Origin of the sequence: Bradyrhizobium sp. G127 (assembly GCF_021502575.1) — a bacterium.
Taxonomy (GTDB): domain Bacteria; phylum Pseudomonadota; class Alphaproteobacteria; order Rhizobiales; family Xanthobacteraceae; genus Afipia.
In genome coordinates this window covers 508,657-524,564 of sequence record NZ_JAKFGN010000001.1, presented here as the reverse complement: position 1 = coordinate 524,564, position 15,908 = coordinate 508,657, and the positions used below count along the sequence as shown (strand labels likewise).

The window sequence follows — 15,908 nt, the reverse complement described above, 5'->3', positions numbered from 1 at the left end:
GCGATGCGTCGGACACTGGACACAGAAATTTCCACGGTGCTAGGTGATTCCCAACTCGGCGATGGTGTCGCGAGGATTTGCAAAGGATGCCGGCGCGCGCAGAACACAAACAGCATCGCGTGCTTTTCCGGGGAAATCCACTTAAGTACGGCCGGGCTCCGGATAGTACGCCTTTGGCGACTCGCTTAAGATGTCTGCATCTTATGATCCGGAAGTCCTCGCCCGAAAGCATCGCAGAGCAAATTGTGAACTTTCCCGACCGAGTTGAGCCTCATGCGAACCTGACCTTTGAGGTAGTGGACGACCTCGTCGGCGCCCATGCGCGCGGTCGTCTTACGGAACAAGCGAGGACCCGTTACGCCGCGGCGGAGGTCTGCCCTCTCATCGAGCTGATGTTTGAGAAAACGAATGGCCGCAGTGGCCCGTTGTTGCGCAGTGCGTGGCTCGATGACGAAACGCAGATAGATTTGCGGATGGCGCTCTCGGGTCGGCAAAACTCGTGGTTGGATCAGGCGGGCCGTCGCGGCTTCCTGCGTACGATCTTCGATCCCTTAAATGAAGACGACGATGTCCAACGCAACCGTTTCCTGATGGCGGCGCGGGCCGCGGCGGAGGCGGCGGGTCTGGACAAGCGGACGGCGCAATGTCTGGCGGCCGCACTTCGCGAGCTAGAATCCAATATTCACGAGCATTCGGGCCGCGCGGCGTCCGGCATACTCGCATTTCAATCGCAGCCGACATTGTTCGAGTTCGTCGCGGCGGACGGCGGAGTGGGAGTGCTCGCGACGCTCCGCGAGGCTGAAGAATTCGGTGATCTCGCCGACCACGGCCTAGCAATGCACGCAGCTTTGCAGGAAAACGTCTCGCGCCACGGCCGTGGGTCGGGTCACGGCCTAGGTTTCCGCGATCTCTTTCTCGGGCTTGCGCATTTGAATGCGGATTTGCGTTTCCGTTCGGGGGACCACGCCCTGCTGATCAGCGGACCTCAGCCCGAGCTAAAAACCGCGCGGCTGGCGCAGAAGACCCCGTTTCAAGGATTTCTGGCGGCGGTGCGCTGCCGACCGATGATGCCGGGTTCTTCTACGCGCCATTAAGAAAACCATCGACGCGCGCCCGCATCGTCGCGATGTTGTCGGCCACCAACCCGTCCACCGGTTGTCCGGTCAATGTGAGCTCGGAGACCTTCCGCATCTTGCCGTCATTGGCAACGTAGATCCGTTGGCGGTGGACAGCACCCATGAACGCCGAAGTGTCGATGTAAGTGATCTTTGCATAGGCGGCGGCAAGCATCGGCAGGGCGGTGATGCCGCCAACCATGATTAGGTTGAGCGGACGGCCCACGCGACCCGCCAATTGGGCCAGTTCGGCGAGATGGAACAAGCGTCGTTTCCTCCAAGATGCGCCGGTCTTGAATTCAAACGCCACTTCGCTCACTTCCTCGCGCTCACCGATGAATCTCGCGAGGCGGCGATAGTCCTGTGGCGTGCGCGCGTTCAGGTGATAGGCGCCGGGCACGCCGCCGGCGACGATCTCCTGCCACGCGGTGCCGATGCGCTTCATGTTGTACATGTCATTGTAGCGAACCTCGTCGGTGAAGATCGAGTAGTTCGGCCCGGTGATTAGGGAGATGCCGAGCGCACGCAACGCTGCGATGACCGTGCGACGTTGGTCGCTGAGCCCCCACCACGCTTCGATCGGCTTGTCGCGTCCGCTGCCGATCAGCACGATGCGCGTGCCCGGCGCGATGCCGAAGGTAGCCTCGATGTGCGCTCGGCTGGTGAACGCAACGCTGCCGTCGGACCGGTAGAATCGGCGCAGCGGCAGGGCGACTGCCGGTATGTCGAGCGGCAAGGCGCGGCGGTTGCCGTGATAGATGTAGGGAACATAGGATGGAATGCCGGTTGCGGGGCAGGGCTGCGTGCGTGGTAGATTGTCCAGCTCAAGCCCGTTGATTTCGCGCATACGCTCGATGAAGCCCGCTTCGTTGCGCGGGCACATGCCGTCGCAGGTGGTTGGATCGCCACAGCAATCGTCGAAGCACCAATATGAGTCCTGTTTTTTGCGCACGCCGCCGCATAGTTCACGGTCGATACAGGCGGCGCATCCGAGCGCCATCGGCAGTGCATCGCCTTCATCCCACCGGCGCCGCTCGCGACGTAGGCTCCGGGCAACCTCCTCCTGTGTCGGGGGCGTCAGTCGCAAATGCCAATCTCCACGGTCTGACTGATGGGTTGCAGGGACTTAATCTCGCCCCGTGCCACACCCGCCCCTGAGTTCAGGTGCGCTACAAATTCAGCGGGTGGGCTAACACATTCGGCGATCACGAGATTGCCGCGTTGCGCCACGATCTTGTCCTTCATCATGCGGAGCAGTATCCGTTCTCCCACCATCACCTCGGCACCGCCGCAGATGTCCGCGATCGCAGTACGCGAGACAATCGCCATGTCGCGTCCGAAGAGCTTCGGCGTGCGCATCTCGATGGCGCGGCGATCAAGTGCGCGCGTGAAGACTGGGGCCGTCAGCCGGATGAAATCGAGTCCCATTAATTCACCTCTAGAACAGGCCGGTACTTCTTGGTCCGGCCTTGCAGGACTTCTACGACCAGACTTTTCGCGGCTAGAGCCGTGAGCCGGTTGTTCCATGCGGTCGGACCTACAGCATCGACGGTCCGCGATTCAGCATGTAGCTGGGCAGCGGTCGTTTCGCGTTTGCGGCTGACGAGGGTGAGCGTTTCTTGAAGCTTGTCCTCGAGATTTCCGCAAAGCTGTACGTCGCGGATATGCCCCTCGGTATCGGTCCTACAAGTGAGCAATGCATCGCCCGAGCGGCGCAACATCTCCTCGATCTCCTCGCGCACGATGTCGGAAAGATTCGCGGCAACGGCGTAGCCCGGCGGATGGCGAAAACGCAGGTGATCGCGCAGCGGCAGCACCACCTCGCTGAGAAAGCTCGAAGTGGCGAAGTCCACATTACGGAAATCAAGCAGGACTAGTGTGGGCTCGACCATTTCTGGCAGCGCCTCAAGGGCTGTGACGAAGGCGCGTTTGCCCGTGAGCCGTCCCGCCAAGATGGGCTCGTTGCCGGGTCGAAGCATGGGAAGGGAAAGATTCTTCATTTATCTCACTGCGATTAGTGAGATACATATAGGGGGTTTTGCGCCCCAAATGCAACTAGATTCTGTATCACCCCAAAACCTACAAAGATTCAAGCAGTTGCCGGATGCATCTTTGGCCCTGCGGTGCACCCGTACGGAGCGCCGCGGCAGGCGAGCCTGCGATACCCCGAGTCGGTTTAGTAGACGACCCGCTGCGTTCCAGCACGGAGCTTGGTTACGAATACTCAGGTCACAGGGAATGGGCGAAGAATGCCACGGCATCAGGCAACCCACTTTTTTACGGGGTGTATTCGGGGGTTTGGTTGCGGAAACCGAATATTGGCTCATCCGACTCCTGCGCCCCTCCTGTGGGCACGTGGCCCGCTCCAGGTGGCATTCACTTGGGAAATAGCGGACGCTTCTCATGAAGCTGGATCCACTCCAGAAGCTTGGACTTTCGCGCGTAGAGAGTGCTGCCGACTTTGAAGGCGGGGAGTTCGTGGTCTTTGGCGAGATGGTAGACTCGCCTCCGCAGGCGATCATCCACTGCTCCAAATAGGAACTCCGTGATCTGATCCCCTCCGGCCAATAGATCACCACTCCCGCGCTCCTCATCCCCAGGGTCGCGCATGATCATGGCGTCCTCAAGCACGTCGCGATGTCGCGCAACGCGCCCTCATCGCACTCACGAATCTGCCTGAACTTCCGCTGGCGCTTCTGGCCGTAGATCCATCCCTCCGAAAACTGACCATGCACGCCGACCGTAAGCGAAGCGAAGTATTCTGGATAATGGACCGTGAATCTCGCATAGATTCCGGTCTCCTCGCCCCTCCGTGCATGCGGACCGAAATGTTGACGAAGTTCTTCCTCCCTGTCGAAGAGCTCGATTGCTGCTGCCAGTCCGTCGACGATCGTATGTGACGGCTCCAGTCCGAGTGTGAAGAGGGGTCCCATCCGTGCTCTGTCTTCGTGAGGTATCGGCCGTCGTACACGGACGCCGTGTGGCGATGCAGGAAGGCTCTTCAACGCGACGAGAGTCGAGACACTCTCCTGCACCGATTCCGAGCCAAAGACGGCGCAAACAAGAGAGGCTGCGTCGGCGGCCGTCATGCGCGGAGCAGTGATCCCTCTTCCACCGGTCGTCACCAAACTCGGCTTGGCCTCGCGCAAGTTTCTCATATGGCCAACAATCTTGGGCACGGGTCGGCCCGTGACCGTCGCTATGCACTCCACCAATTCACGAGAGTTTGCCATTAACCAAGCGAGTTTAAAGGGTTGACCGGCGACATTGCTAACTGTGATATACCCATTAAGTAAATGGGATATTCCCAGTAAGAGGCGGTGTCAAGTGGCAAGTATCCGGAAGCGTTTTGTAACCAACCCGAAAACAAAGAAGAGGACCGTCTCTTGGCAGGTCGACTATCGGGACCTGAAAAAGAAGCGCAGGCACCGACAATTTGCGACGCGCCGAGAGGCCGACGCATGGCTCGTCACGGCGCGCTCGGAGATCGCGGAGGGCACCCACGTGCCCGCCGGCGAATCCCCTACGTTCAAGGAAGCTGCGGATGCATGGATTAAGGACTGCAAGCGAAACGGACTAGAAAAGACGACGATCGACGTCTACGAGCAGCGGATGCGCGACTACTCGGTACCGCTCATCGGCGATCGCAAGATCGGCGAACTCACCGTTGCCGATGCCAATACTCTCTATGAGGACGTGCTGGAAAAATCGCTGTCCAGGGAGACTGTCCGGCGCGTCCGCATCGAAGTGGGTGCCGTGCTCCGCTATGCCCAGCGGAAGGGATGGGTGGTCAAGAACGTCATCTCGCTCGCGCCCTACAAGCACGGCAAAAGGAACAAGAAGCGTCCGCCGATGCCGCGGCTCGAGGAAGTCCGGTCGATGATCGACACGACGACAGAGAACTGGACTGACTGGCTCGCCATGTTGTTCGTCCTCGTTTTCTGTGGCCTGCGCGGTTCCGAGCTCCGCGCGCTTTGTTGGAGCGACGTCGACCTCAAGAATAACAGAATGTCCGTGACAAGGCGCGCCGACCGCTGGGGCAACATCGGCTCGCCCAAGTCGGATGCCGGGACGCGCGATATCGTGTTTCCAAAGATCGTCGCCAAGGCGCTCAAAGAGTGGAAGCTGCGCTGCCCGAAGAGCGACTATGGCCTAGTCTTTCCGACTTCGACCGGCACGGTGCAGAACCATTCGAACATCATGAACCGCTGGTTACGCCTCGTCCAAATCGAGGCCGGAGTCTGCAACAGGAAGGTTATCGTCGACAAAGACGGAACAAAGACGGTCAAGCTCGTCGCTAAGTACGGCATGCACGCGCTGAGGCATTTTTGCGCCTCGGTTTGGATCGAAGCCGACTTCTCACCAAAGAGGATCCAGACGATGATGGGCCACGCGTCGATCGACCTCACCTTCGACACCTACGGCTATCTGTTCGAGGCCCGCATGGATGTCGAGAAGGCGACGCAACGCACCCAATCTATCGTGCTGGCCAGTTGATGCTATCGACGACAGTTGCGTTTAAACACAAGAAAATGCATGGCTGAAGTTATCATCGCCGCTTTTTTTGGGGCCGTCCAAACATCGAAGCCGGTATGCGGCGGTTTGAGCACGCTGGCTGGCGGACGAGAGTCAGTCAACTGGGCAACGCCAAACAGATTCCGGCGTGTGCATCAGTTAGCAATAGATCACGAGACTCCAATGCCAAGCGCCGTATGCGATCTGTCCCAAAGCCAAGAACTCTCGCGACAAGTTGAGGAAGGCCACCTGATCGTCTCTTCCCGCAAAACACCAGTCGCCGGCTAAGCGGCCGGAACGGGTGGCCTTCGTGCTTCGGCACTACAGACTTCCGGCAGAGGATCATCCTTGGTGCAGACGAGCCATTCGCAACCCCGCGTTCGTCCGCACCCTTGTCCCCGCCCGCGATACGATCGCCTTCAAAAAGCAGGGGACGCGTGGATCGCCAACTGCAACTGTCGCCGGTTAGAAGATACGACGATTACACCGATACTGGCTCTGTCGCGGTCGTGCCATCCGAATATTGACCTTGCCAAATGCCTAAAAGCTCCGTCAGACTTACCGACGTGCTGGCCAACCCGAGGAGAATTAATTTACACTCCCTGAACGACCAGAATTATTTCTATGCATCGCTAAGCGCTACTTACACCACCCGCTTGCTCCTTTGTGGGCTTGCCTGGTTGTCTACTCTCCTACACCCACGTTTATTTTGAAGGAACGAAGTTATGTCTTCGGACCAATTTTATTACGGCAGAGACGATATTGAGAAGCTGCTTGAGCGGGAGAAGGAAGAGATTGCACGAGGTCGAGAGCGATACGACGCCAACGAGTGGACAGGCGTTGCGCTATCGGGGGGAGGAATTCGGTCGGCTATCTTTTGCTTAGGAGCTCTTCAGGCGCTTGGCGCCAACGGCGTCCTAAAAAACTTTGACTATATGTCGAGTGTTTCGGGCGGCGGCTACATTGCGTCCGCACTCCAGTGGCTCTGGCGCACGGATGCTTCGAGCGGTACCCAGAAATCCGACTTTCCGTTTGGAGTCGATCGGTCGCTCAAGTCTCACGATGAACTAAAAGATAAGCGGCTTTCTTATCTCAGAAATCACGGGAAATACCTTACACCAGGGAACGGATTGAGTATTTGGTCCATGACCGCGGTCACGATCAGAACTCTTTTTCTGAATCTCATAACCTGGCTGCCAGTCGCGGCCCTCGCGATGTGGGTCTGCGTCGTGATCTGTAGATTGTTCGACACGATTTTGAGGGATATGCCGAACTTCTATTCTCCTATTTTAGTACGATGGCAGTGCGGAGAGTCGTGCGCAAAGACATGGCCTGTGGAGACGTTTTTCGGACTCTCAGCCTTAGCCGGTTTCCTTGGGGTTATATTTTTCACGGTTTGGGCGCTCGGATTTGCATTGGATACGATGATCTCGCCCGCTAAAGACCGCGACCACGTCTCTATATCCAAACGTCGACTGTATTTGATCGTTCAGGCTGCACTCGCGCTCTCCGTCGCCGTAAGCTTGGTTACTTTGGAGATCGCCGTAAAAGCCGGTCCGATTCTTCAGGGTCTTGCGATAACCACCACCGTAGTTGCACTTCTTTTTGTCGTCGTCAGGGTTCTCCAGGTGCGGGGAGCAGACATGTCGATGAATTACGAATGGCGACGGGCTATGGAGGTGGTTGCTGGTAGTTGGCTTCCGCGGATTTTGATTGCCTTCGCTATCTCGACGATTCCTGTTGTGCCGTATCTGTTAGCGAACAATCCCGACCCACTTTTAAAATTGGCCGCCGCCGCCACCGCGGCTGTAAGTGGTCTTGTGTCCGCTTTCGCGGGTCATGGGGCGCAAGCGCAAAACAAGCCGCCGAGCAATGCCGTTCGCTGGATCCTTATGGCCGCGTCGGGGGTGTTTATCTACGCACTAGGCATCGGGGCATACTTAATTGCACAGCTTATTCTTTGCCCGGAGTGTGTTGTCGGATCCGACTCGACTAAGCAAAATCTTTTGCGGGGAGCCGTTCTCGGTCTAAGCGGCGTCGCGATATTTTTGACGTTTCGCACGAATGTAAACTACGTGGGCCTGCATCGTTTCTACCGCGATCGGCTGATGGAAGCTTTCATGCCATCTACGGAGAGCGTTCAAAACAACTTGGTCGGCGCTTCCCCCGACGCCGACCGATTATCGCTCTCCGAACTCTGGCCACCCCGGCTTGACCCGGATGGTTCGAAGCGACCTATCCCCTTCCCCATCCTGAATACGAATGCAGTACTCGTAAACGATCCTGATCGAACGATCATGTCGCGCGGGGGAGATAGCTTCGTTCTGACTCCGCTACACGTGGGCTCCCCGGCGACTGGCTGGGAGGTCACAACACGTCATATTTCCAAACACGGGCCGATAAGCTTAGCGTCTGGGATGGCGGCCTCCGGCGCTGCGCTCAACGCAAATGCGGCCTACGTCGGGGCCGGCGTAACACGCGACCGACTCCTTTCGATTGTTCTTATGCTTCTGAATTTGCGGTTGGGATTATGGGTCGGGCGTCCCAACAAGAGGGAAGCGAAAGGCCGAATCCAAATGCCAAATCATTTCAATCCTGGCTTTCGATACGGCATGACTCTATCTGGATTTCGGAGTGATTCCTCGTTCATCGAGCTCTCGGACGGTGGACACTTCGACAATCTGGGAATTTATGAACTCATACGGCGGAAGGTGTCGATCATCGTTACGTTGGATGGGGAGCAAGATGCCCCGAGCTCGATGCCCGCCCTCTATTCTGTTGTTCAGCGTGTTGCTGAAGACTTTAATGTGCGGATAAACCTCGAGGGACGGCTGGACGAGCTCATTTCTCAACCGCATCCGGGGTACCCGGATGGCGTCCGCTTTGTTCGGAAGCCCTTCTTCGCCGCTCCGATTGAGTATCCTGATGGAAAAGTCGGGGTTCTTGTATATGTGAAACTATCGCTGGCATCAGACGCCAGTTTTGCTGCGAAAGGATATCGCGCGCAGTATCCCGATTTCCCACACCAATCCACCACCAATCAGTTTTTCGTTCCTCAACAAATCGAGGCCTATCGGGATGTCGGCTACATAAACATGAAGAACGCTATTGATACTCTCGGACTTGGCATCGAGTTCGAGCCTGCGAAAATTTTGGTGAGGTGGGACAGACTTACGCTCTACTCGAAAGTCAGAGCAACCAAATCTACCTAGCTGCGGGCTCTAGAGCGCAATTAGGAAAATGCCGCTGAGAAAGAGCGCGACGCCTAGAAAGAAGCTGACGAGTCTCTGTATGAGAACGCCACCCAAGCTATCAAAACGAGTTCTAAGAAATCGCCACGCAACAACGGCGACAAACCCCAATCCGATGTAGATCGCCGAGAGTACTAAATACCGAAGCGTACCCGGCCCGAACGTGTCGTAAATCGAATTCTCGTAGAACTTCGACAAAGAAGTAATGCGTAGAAGTACGAAAGCTAAAAGCGAAGAAGTCCAAATCGCAAGAAAGTCAGCGCTCTCGACGGCCGCGCGCGAAGACGGCGCGAACTTCATAACGAAGAAATAGCCTGCGTAAGGCAGAATCGCGAGTGCCCACAGTCCCACTTCGGCGAGTGACTCTTCACGGCCCCAAACCAATTTCCTACTTGCGGCGAACAGCAGGCAGCCGGCTGCAACGGCCACGATCTCCGCTGCAGCGTGGCGGTAGCTTCCTCCGTCCGCAGGATTCTGGTTGGCGAGAATACTCAAAGCGAAGCCTCCCGGATCGCGCCTATCATTACGCTACTCCAATAATACTCAGTTAAGACCTGGCCAACGTTTCTCTCGCAAGCGGCGATTTGAGGGCGGGGCTTCGCGACCTTCCAAGTCATTGATTCGTATAATATACTCCTGAGGAACCAATGGGATTGCAAAAGTCACACAGGCGTTTCCGTTCGATGTCTGGTATTTGACCACCCGCGTCCGATTGTCAGCCGTTCTTTCAAAAGGAGACGCCACGGGAAAAACCAATCGCCATTCCCCTAGTACTCCGCTCGCGACCACATGCTCATTGAAAGAGAATTGGGCTCGATTGCTGTTTTGGTTCCAAGGCCAACTATCATAGCTATCGTCGTCCGTGCGCACGCAGCGGCGTTTTGCATCGGAGCGATAAGCAAAGTGGAAACTCTTTATGACCTTTTCGACTGCGCGGACAGACGCCGGATCTCGCGCTGGATAATCATGGTAGTCTTCGTAGGCTTGGGTTGGAATTCGTAATCCTTCCCGAGGGAAGTCTGGCACGCTGTCGCACCCCTCATCGCTCTTGACGTCTTTTCGAACCAACAGAACTTTTTTTGTCAGCTCTTCATTGTCGCCGGCCAATGCTGTGCGGTTCGATTTAATGACAAGAATTCCGCGCCTGTCGTTCCCGAAAAAGGGACGAACGACGTAAGCGAACATTTGCTTCTTGGGCGCCGCAAGGTTCAACGCGGAGACCGACGTAAACCGCGTCCAGCCTGCGTCCGTTTGAGCAAAAATAGCGCCGTCCTGAAGAACGTCTTCGGTCAATCCGAGCGCGCCGCAAGTATAATCCTTGGCGTAGGTCGCAGAATGCAGCATCGCTAAGCTGGCTAACGCCAGCACTGCAATAAAAGTCGAAAATCTCATTTTTGAACGCCTGCCGGAAATTCGAAGGCTTCAAGTTAGTAGATATTTATCTCGCGCACAACCTTTGCGTGATAACCTTAAGTTACTCTGAAAACTCAAGAAACAGCCTTAGTGCGCTGAGAACTGCAGGAGTTGCTCAGAAGTTTCGCAACGTAGGCTGCCGCGCAGATTGCGCCTCTAATAGACAATTCCGAGTTTAGCCAACGTCCCATTGTCCATCGTGCCGGTCTCACCAAGCTTATTGATGATTTGAAATGCTCTGAGGGAATTTTGCGTTTCCTGGCTCAACTTTCCGTCGACTGGGCCGCTGTATAGCCCACGTGCCCTCAGCTCGAGTTGAACACGCATAACCATGATCTCCGGGTTCTGCGGTCTGACCGCCGGCGGTGGCCGCGGTGTCGTAGGCGGCGAAACCAGTCTCTGCTGCGGTACCAATTGCATGGGTGGCGCCAGCGACGGCGCCGGTGGTGCAGGAGATGGCAAGGGGGCGACCCCACTCACCGGTGGAAGCGGAGCCGACGTTACGGTCGGCGGGCGGGAAGATGTCGCCGGCGCCATGGTTGAAGGCTCCGTCGAGGTGGACGGCGACGCGCCAGGTGCAGAGGGCGCTGCTGCTTTGGGAGTCTGCTTCGCGCTGTCTGCGGGAGGCGGCGTGTAGACGGGCGGAGGCACATAGAATGGAGCAGAATATGAACCTCCGCTTCCGGAGTAATGACTAGAGTGGCTCCTGTGGCTCGAGTGGCTGCGATGGCTCGAGTGACTTCGGTGCGCTGCGTAAATATCAGGTCCATCGATGTAGTTAGGTCGCTCGAAGGTCAATGGCGAGCCGCTACCACCGGAGCGCAGATCAGTCCCGCTGTGGTCTCGTGACACAAGTGCATTGGCTTGAGACCAAACCGTAACCGTTCCCGCAACGGGCACGGTCCATGCCAGAACGTCCCGAAGAAACTTTTTCCAATCCCTCTTCATGCCGCCGCCGTAGCCAGTTGCGGATGCGCGACGCGGCGCCGCCATTCTTGATCTGCCGATCGAAAAAATCCGCAACAATCGTCCTTGAGTGCACAATCTTCACAAGCGGCCGCAAATTCGTTTTTCCAGTCAGAAATGCTCTTCTTAGCGAACGGCCGAAGGACAGGATCCAACATACAAAGCGGGATGTTATAAAGGGACACCCGCAGTCCCGCTTGGTGCAGCCGACTTGTTCCTGCAAGGATCGTGGGGCCCAATCGCTCTGGATCGTACCGAAGCCTAGGTGCATTTGTGCGGGCTAGACCCATTGGCTCCATGCCCATCAACGCCACATGTTGTACAAACGGAAGATTGCGACTGATGAACTCACAAAGCTGCGTTATTCGCGGGAGCGTCATCCCGTGCAGGACTGTCCGTAGTTCAATGCTGTGGCCATATTCCGCGAGATTATGCAGGCCATGCATTGTCTCAGAGAATGCTCCTTTTGAACCAACCACCTCGTCGTGTAGACGAGCATTATCTGCATAGAGCGGCACGGCCCAAGTGACCCTGCCCCTGAGCTTATCGAACGCTGCGGCGAATTCCCGATCCAGAAAACGCCTCCCGTTCGTAAGAATATGGAAAGTAGTCGTGGGGAGCGATCTCATTCCTGCCTCAAGCAATTCGACAAGGCGCCCGCCGAGCAATGTTGGTTCGCCTCCTGTCAGACCGAGGGTATCGAGATCATGGTCAATTAACGGGAGAAGATCGAGGATCTCATCCACTCGCCAGGAGTCATCGACTTCACGAGGCGGCTGGCTGCACATCACACAGAGGCTATTGCAGTTCTCCGTTAGGAAAAGAGTATTGGCGTTTGCGCCCCTGCGGAAGAGGACATTGATCTTCCCACTCGGCTGAAGCCTGATTACGTCACCGACATTCACTGCGGCGGCGATAGAAAGTGATTGAAGAAACGGTAGCGGAAATCCCGTAACTTCCGACTCGCGAAGCGCGCCGCCGACGCCTATGGACCTCAGTGCCTCAGCTTCAACATCGCAGCCTGAGCGAAAATCGATAAGGACGCGTTCCAACGGCACCCGCAATTCGATCGCCTCGCGGGCATTAAGCACTTTGTAGAGGCCTGGTTGCAACGGACCACAAATTTTGCCCCGTAGATGTAGCGCCAGCGACATTAGGCGCACTCCGCGCGGTCCACACCCGGACTTCCGTGCACCCAACGGTCGAAGGTTCGCATGGTGGCGGGATTTGCTTTGCGCACAATGCCAAAGAGGAGCTCAAAAATGCCGGTGTGACGTCCGCAATGATCGCTCCAGGCACGGTGTCCCGCAGGCTCTCCCGCCGACGAAAGCGACCTTGCCGGATCGGGGCCGCAGTAGTGGACGAAAGCACAATCCGCGCAACCGGGAAGCGACTCTGCAAGGCCGCTGGCTGCGAGAAGATGCATCGCATCGGAATCTATCAGGTCGCGATAGAAATCTTGAACGCTACCCATCCGCAGGGATTTATCACCCATCTCCGCCAGCATCCGCCCCTCGTCGGAGGCGTAAACATCACCATCATAATTATAGACAAGCGTACCGAAACCTGCGCCGACCGGAGAACGCAGATCGACATAGCCAGTTGAATATGAGGTGAAGATGCTCTTTAGCAGAATGGCCGTGTATACCTCCTCGATTTCAACGCCCCTCGCATTTAGATCGAGAATATGGCCCAAGGCGCGCTCGTAGAATGTGAGAAAGGCTGATGTACCGTACTCCATTCGTCGCGCGGCGCGCGCTACGAAACCGAATGGACTGAGCGGCCGCAGAAAGACAGAGCGAAATCCTAGACGAACATACTCGTCAACAATCGCTTCAGGTTGTTCCAGGGATGCCTTCGTTAAAGTCGTCAGCGCCGCAACGCCATCGATGCCAAGAGCGGCCCTCGCCTTTGCGATACCTTCGAGAGTTCTTGTGTGCGAATCTCGCGTTGGCAACGGCCGGTTTCCATTGTGCAGATTGGCCGGGCCGTCGAGCGATGTCGATACGTGAAAATTGTAGTGCTGCAGAAACTGAAGCGCGCGCTCGTCGAGGTGATGTAGCGTGGAAGTAAGTGTGTACCGAATACGCCTCCTTCCATCAACGTTGCGGGCTTCGATGAGTCTGACGATCTGGGATATTCGATCAAATGCAAGCAGCGGCTCACCGCCCTGAAATTCAACAGTGAGATCAGGTGACGGGGATTCGAACATCCGCTCCACAGCGGCAACTGCGACACCTTCAGGCATCTCGGCGCTGCCAATGCGGCGCGAAACCTGGCAATAAGCGCACGAATGATCGCAAGACAGTGTGACGACAAAAATGTGCAAGGATGGCCCGTGCCGCAAGAAAGATTTGCGCGTCCTTAGCTTTGTGGCAAGGAGCCTCACCGCAAGCGAGCGGTCATCCCTACAGAGAATTTGTCGGGCGTCGAGGTCGTCGGCTATCCCAAGGTTTAACGGCTTCAAATTCACAAGCTGATTGAAAGAGCTTTCTTCGAGGAAGGCGTGCTCACCAGCTTCTGATGTCACTAGAACGGTATCCGGAGTCCGTTCGAGGCGCCGGAATCGAAAAGGCATTAGTTGGTAAGCCTCGAGCGAATTGGCAAGCTCGCTCATTTCGTATCGCTCCCGCGGGCTTCGGCGAACGCAGTTCGCCAAATCAGATTACGTAGATCTCCCGTTCTGGCTTCCACGCTCTCACGCACTGAAAAATCGATCACGGCCGAACGAAGTAAAGGCTCAATGCCTTCGACCCCGCGTCGAGGCGAACAATAGACGAAGCGACGGTCATTTTGGTTTTCGATTTTGAAAACACAGAGATGGTCGAGAGAGTAACAAGCCCGCAACAGGGCCTGCTCCGAGTGGACGCGCGCATCGAACTCAACTCGGAACGCAACAGCGTCGTCGCCAGCGTTTGCGGTCACTCCACTCCCCCAGACATATCCCCGCGAGATGCTCGCTCAGGACCATCGGATGCGCAAGTTTTGAGTCTCACCGAGCGCCACCAAGCCTCGTCTACAGGCGCGTTATTTTACTTCGCGGCGGTCGTCCGCGTCAGGCGGCAGCCGACCTCCTCGTGTTGCATCCGTGTTGCATGGAGCAGACGGTACCCTGTGTAACTGCTTGTAATCACACGTACTGCTCGAACCAGGCGGAATCGACGAACTGGCACCAAAATCGGTGCGCGAACAAATGGAGAAAGTCGATAAACGCCCAATTCGCAGGGGTTTCTAGAGTTGAAAGGCTGGCGATCCCGGGAAGACTCGAACTTCCGACCTACGGTTTAGGAAACCGCCGCTCTATCCGGCTGAGCTACGGGACCGGTCGCATGCCTTGCCGCGAATATCGGCGAGGCGATGAGAGATTCCGCACTTCCATACCAGAGAGCGCATGCCGCCGCTACCCCGCCGCGTAGTAAGCGGCCCTCACAAATAAAGAAACACATCAGGAAGGGCGTAACGTCGGGCGGATGCATGATGAGTTGATGGCCGCCAGATCCCGGCATCCTGTCAGCGCCATGGTGACTTCGAGTTCGGCGCGCAGGATATGCAGAACGTGCGCAACCCCCACGGCGCCAGCGGCCGCAAGGCCGTGGATATAAGGTCTGCCAACCAGCACGGCCGCCGCGCCCGAAGCAAGGGCCTTGAAGATATCGCTGCCACGGCGAATGCCGCTGTCCAGCAGGACGGGGGCATGTCCCGCGACCGCGTCGACGATTTCTGGCAGAACATCGATTGTGGACGGCTGTGTATCGAGGGTGCGGCCCCCATGGTTGGACACGACGATGCCGTCCATCATCTCCGCAACCGCACGCCGTGCATCCTCTGCGGTCATGATGCCCTTGATCAGGATCGGAAGGCTGGTCAGCGACCTCAGCCACGCGATGTCTTTCCAAGTTGGCGCCGACGCCAGCAGCGGCCCGCCGAGCAATATTCCTTCGCCGGCCCTGCCAGCGTGTTGAGAGGGCAGGCGCATGCCGCGCAGATTGACCGCCTTTACTCCGGCCGGCAGGCTAAATCCGGCGCGCTGCTCGCGATTGCGGATGCCGTTGACCGGCGCATCCACCGTCACTACGAGCGCGCGATAACCGGCGGCTTCCGCGCGCTGCACAAGGTCGCGGGTGAATTCACGGTCGGGCTGGAAGTAGAGCTGAAACCAGAGCGGTGCCGCAGCCCGCTGCGCGATCTCCTCAAGCGACGTGCTCGCGAGCGTGCTTACGATCATGCAGGCCTGCGCCGCAGCCGAAGCAAGAGCTGTTGCCAGTTCACCATCGGGATGAACCAGTTTCTGGTAGGCGATGGGTGCGAGAAAGATCGGCGAGGCAAACGTCTGGCCGAACAGCGACAGCCGGGTGTTGCCGCCGCTCAGATCGCACAACACACTGGCGCGCAGCGAGAGGCGTTGAAACGCCGCGCAGTTCTCATGCAGCGTCCATTCATCCGCAGCGCCGCCCGCCACATAGGCCCAGGCCTGCTCGCTCACACGGTCGCGCGCGAGGGATTCGTAATCGGCAACCGATGCAATGGATGCAGGGATCTGCTGCAATTTGGCGAGAGGCGCATTCATCGGCCGGTTCTTTCGTCACGTCGTTGCCCAGTCACCTAGCAGATTATGATAAAGTCCGGTAATCGCGCCACCCGTGCCAGT

General features: G+C 57.2%; 17 protein-coding genes and 1 tRNA gene. 5 read left to right on the top strand and 13 right to left on the bottom strand.

Going from position 1 to position 15,908, the window contains the following annotated elements; translation table 11 throughout:
• Positions 1 to 203: 203 nt before the first annotated feature.
• Entirely contained in the window at positions 204 to 1,094 is an 891-nt protein-coding gene (locus tag LVY71_RS02565) for a hypothetical protein (protein WP_235097894.1), read from the top strand.
• Here LVY71_RS02565 and LVY71_RS02560 read toward each other — a convergent pair.
• The 5 genes from LVY71_RS02560 to LVY71_RS02540 form a co-directional block, all read right to left on the bottom strand.
• On the bottom strand, positions 1,081 to 2,115 hold the full coding sequence (locus tag LVY71_RS02560) for a DUF4417 domain-containing protein (RefSeq protein ID WP_235097892.1): 1,035 nt from the start codon (positions 2,113 to 2,115) through the stop codon (positions 1,081 to 1,083). The genes LVY71_RS02565 and LVY71_RS02560 overlap by 14 nt on opposite strands.
• A 77-nt stretch (positions 2,116 to 2,192) precedes the next feature.
• A complete protein-coding gene (locus tag LVY71_RS02555) occupies positions 2,193 to 2,543 on the bottom strand; it encodes a hypothetical protein (protein ID WP_235097891.1) in 351 nt (116 codons plus the stop codon).
• Complete coding sequence (locus LVY71_RS02550) at positions 2,543 to 3,115, bottom strand: hypothetical protein (protein ID WP_235097889.1); 573 nt, start codon at positions 3,113 to 3,115, stop codon at positions 2,543 to 2,545. Before LVY71_RS02550 ends, LVY71_RS02555 begins: the two co-directional genes overlap by 1 nt.
• A 376-nt stretch (positions 3,116 to 3,491) precedes the next feature.
• Positions 3,492 to 3,731, bottom strand: coding sequence for a helix-turn-helix domain-containing protein (locus LVY71_RS02545; RefSeq protein WP_235097886.1), 240 nt, complete (start codon positions 3,729 to 3,731; stop codon positions 3,492 to 3,494).
• Complete coding sequence (locus tag LVY71_RS02540; protein WP_235097884.1) at positions 3,728 to 4,204, bottom strand: hypothetical protein; 477 nt, start codon at positions 4,202 to 4,204, stop codon at positions 3,728 to 3,730. The genes LVY71_RS02545 and LVY71_RS02540 overlap by 4 nt, the downstream gene beginning before the upstream one ends.
• 238 nt (positions 4,205 to 4,442) lie before the next feature.
• Here LVY71_RS02540 and LVY71_RS22925 point away from each other — a divergent pair, with 238 nt between their 5' ends.
• The 3 genes from LVY71_RS22925 (at position 4,443) to LVY71_RS02525 (ending at position 8,842) form a co-directional block, all read left to right on the top strand.
• Positions 4,443 to 5,612, top strand: coding sequence for a tyrosine-type recombinase/integrase (locus tag LVY71_RS22925; protein WP_235097882.1), 1,170 nt, complete (start codon positions 4,443 to 4,445; stop codon positions 5,610 to 5,612).
• A gap of 39 nt (positions 5,613 to 5,651) precedes the next feature.
• Entirely contained in the window at positions 5,652 to 5,918 is a 267-nt protein-coding gene (locus tag LVY71_RS02530; protein WP_235097880.1) for a hypothetical protein, read from the top strand.
• A 437-nt stretch (positions 5,919 to 6,355) separates the two neighbouring features.
• A complete protein-coding gene (locus LVY71_RS02525) occupies positions 6,356 to 8,842 on the top strand; it encodes a patatin-like phospholipase family protein (protein ID WP_235097878.1) in 2,487 nt (828 codons plus the stop codon).
• 9 nt (positions 8,843 to 8,851) lie between these two features.
• On the opposite strand, the gene LVY71_RS02520 is transcribed toward LVY71_RS02525, so the two are convergent.
• From LVY71_RS02520 to LVY71_RS23010, 3 genes are all read right to left on the bottom strand, one after another.
• The gene (locus LVY71_RS02520) at positions 8,852 to 9,376 is read right to left on the bottom strand and encodes a hypothetical protein (RefSeq protein WP_235097876.1); all 525 of its coding nucleotides are present in this window, start codon (positions 9,374 to 9,376) and stop codon (positions 8,852 to 8,854) included.
• A gap of 48 nt (positions 9,377 to 9,424) precedes the next feature.
• Entirely contained in the window at positions 9,425 to 10,273 is an 849-nt protein-coding gene (locus LVY71_RS02515) for a hypothetical protein (protein ID WP_235097874.1), read from the bottom strand.
• Positions 10,274 to 10,450: 177 nt separating this feature from the next.
• Complete coding sequence (locus LVY71_RS23010) at positions 10,451 to 10,621, bottom strand: peptidoglycan-binding domain-containing protein (protein ID WP_492234368.1); 171 nt, start codon at positions 10,619 to 10,621, stop codon at positions 10,451 to 10,453.
• 4 nt (positions 10,622 to 10,625) lie between these two features.
• On the opposite strand from LVY71_RS23010, the gene LVY71_RS02510 reads away from it, so the two are divergent.
• Positions 10,626 to 10,931: a hypothetical protein gene (locus LVY71_RS02510; RefSeq protein WP_235100098.1), complete on the top strand. Its 306-nt coding sequence runs from the start codon at positions 10,626 to 10,628 to the stop codon at positions 10,929 to 10,931.
• 307 nt (positions 10,932 to 11,238) lie between these two features.
• Here the strand turns inward: LVY71_RS02510 and hxsC are convergent, their stop codons facing one another.
• The 5 genes from hxsC to LVY71_RS02490 form a co-directional block, all read right to left on the bottom strand.
• The gene (gene hxsC, locus LVY71_RS02505; protein ID WP_235097872.1) at positions 11,239 to 12,414 is read right to left on the bottom strand and encodes a His-Xaa-Ser system radical SAM maturase HxsC; all 1,176 of its coding nucleotides are present in this window, start codon (positions 12,412 to 12,414) and stop codon (positions 11,239 to 11,241) included.
• Positions 12,414 to 13,877 (bottom strand): His-Xaa-Ser system radical SAM maturase HxsB, encoded by a 1,464-nt coding sequence (hxsB, locus tag LVY71_RS02500; protein WP_235097870.1) that lies wholly within the window; start codon positions 13,875 to 13,877, stop codon positions 12,414 to 12,416. Before hxsB ends, hxsC begins: the two co-directional genes overlap by 1 nt.
• Positions 13,874 to 14,185, bottom strand: a complete 312-nt coding sequence (locus LVY71_RS23005) for an HxsD-related protein (protein WP_492234366.1) — start codon at positions 14,183 to 14,185, stop codon at positions 13,874 to 13,876. Before LVY71_RS23005 ends, hxsB begins: the two co-directional genes overlap by 4 nt.
• Positions 14,186 to 14,506: 321 nt before the next feature.
• Positions 14,507 to 14,583: transfer RNA gene (locus LVY71_RS02495), tRNA-Arg, on the bottom strand.
• 122 nt (positions 14,584 to 14,705) lie between these two features.
• On the bottom strand, positions 14,706 to 15,827 hold the full coding sequence (locus LVY71_RS02490) for an alpha-hydroxy acid oxidase (RefSeq protein ID WP_235097869.1): 1,122 nt from the start codon (positions 15,825 to 15,827) through the stop codon (positions 14,706 to 14,708).
• Between the last annotated feature and the right edge of the window lie 81 nt (positions 15,828 to 15,908).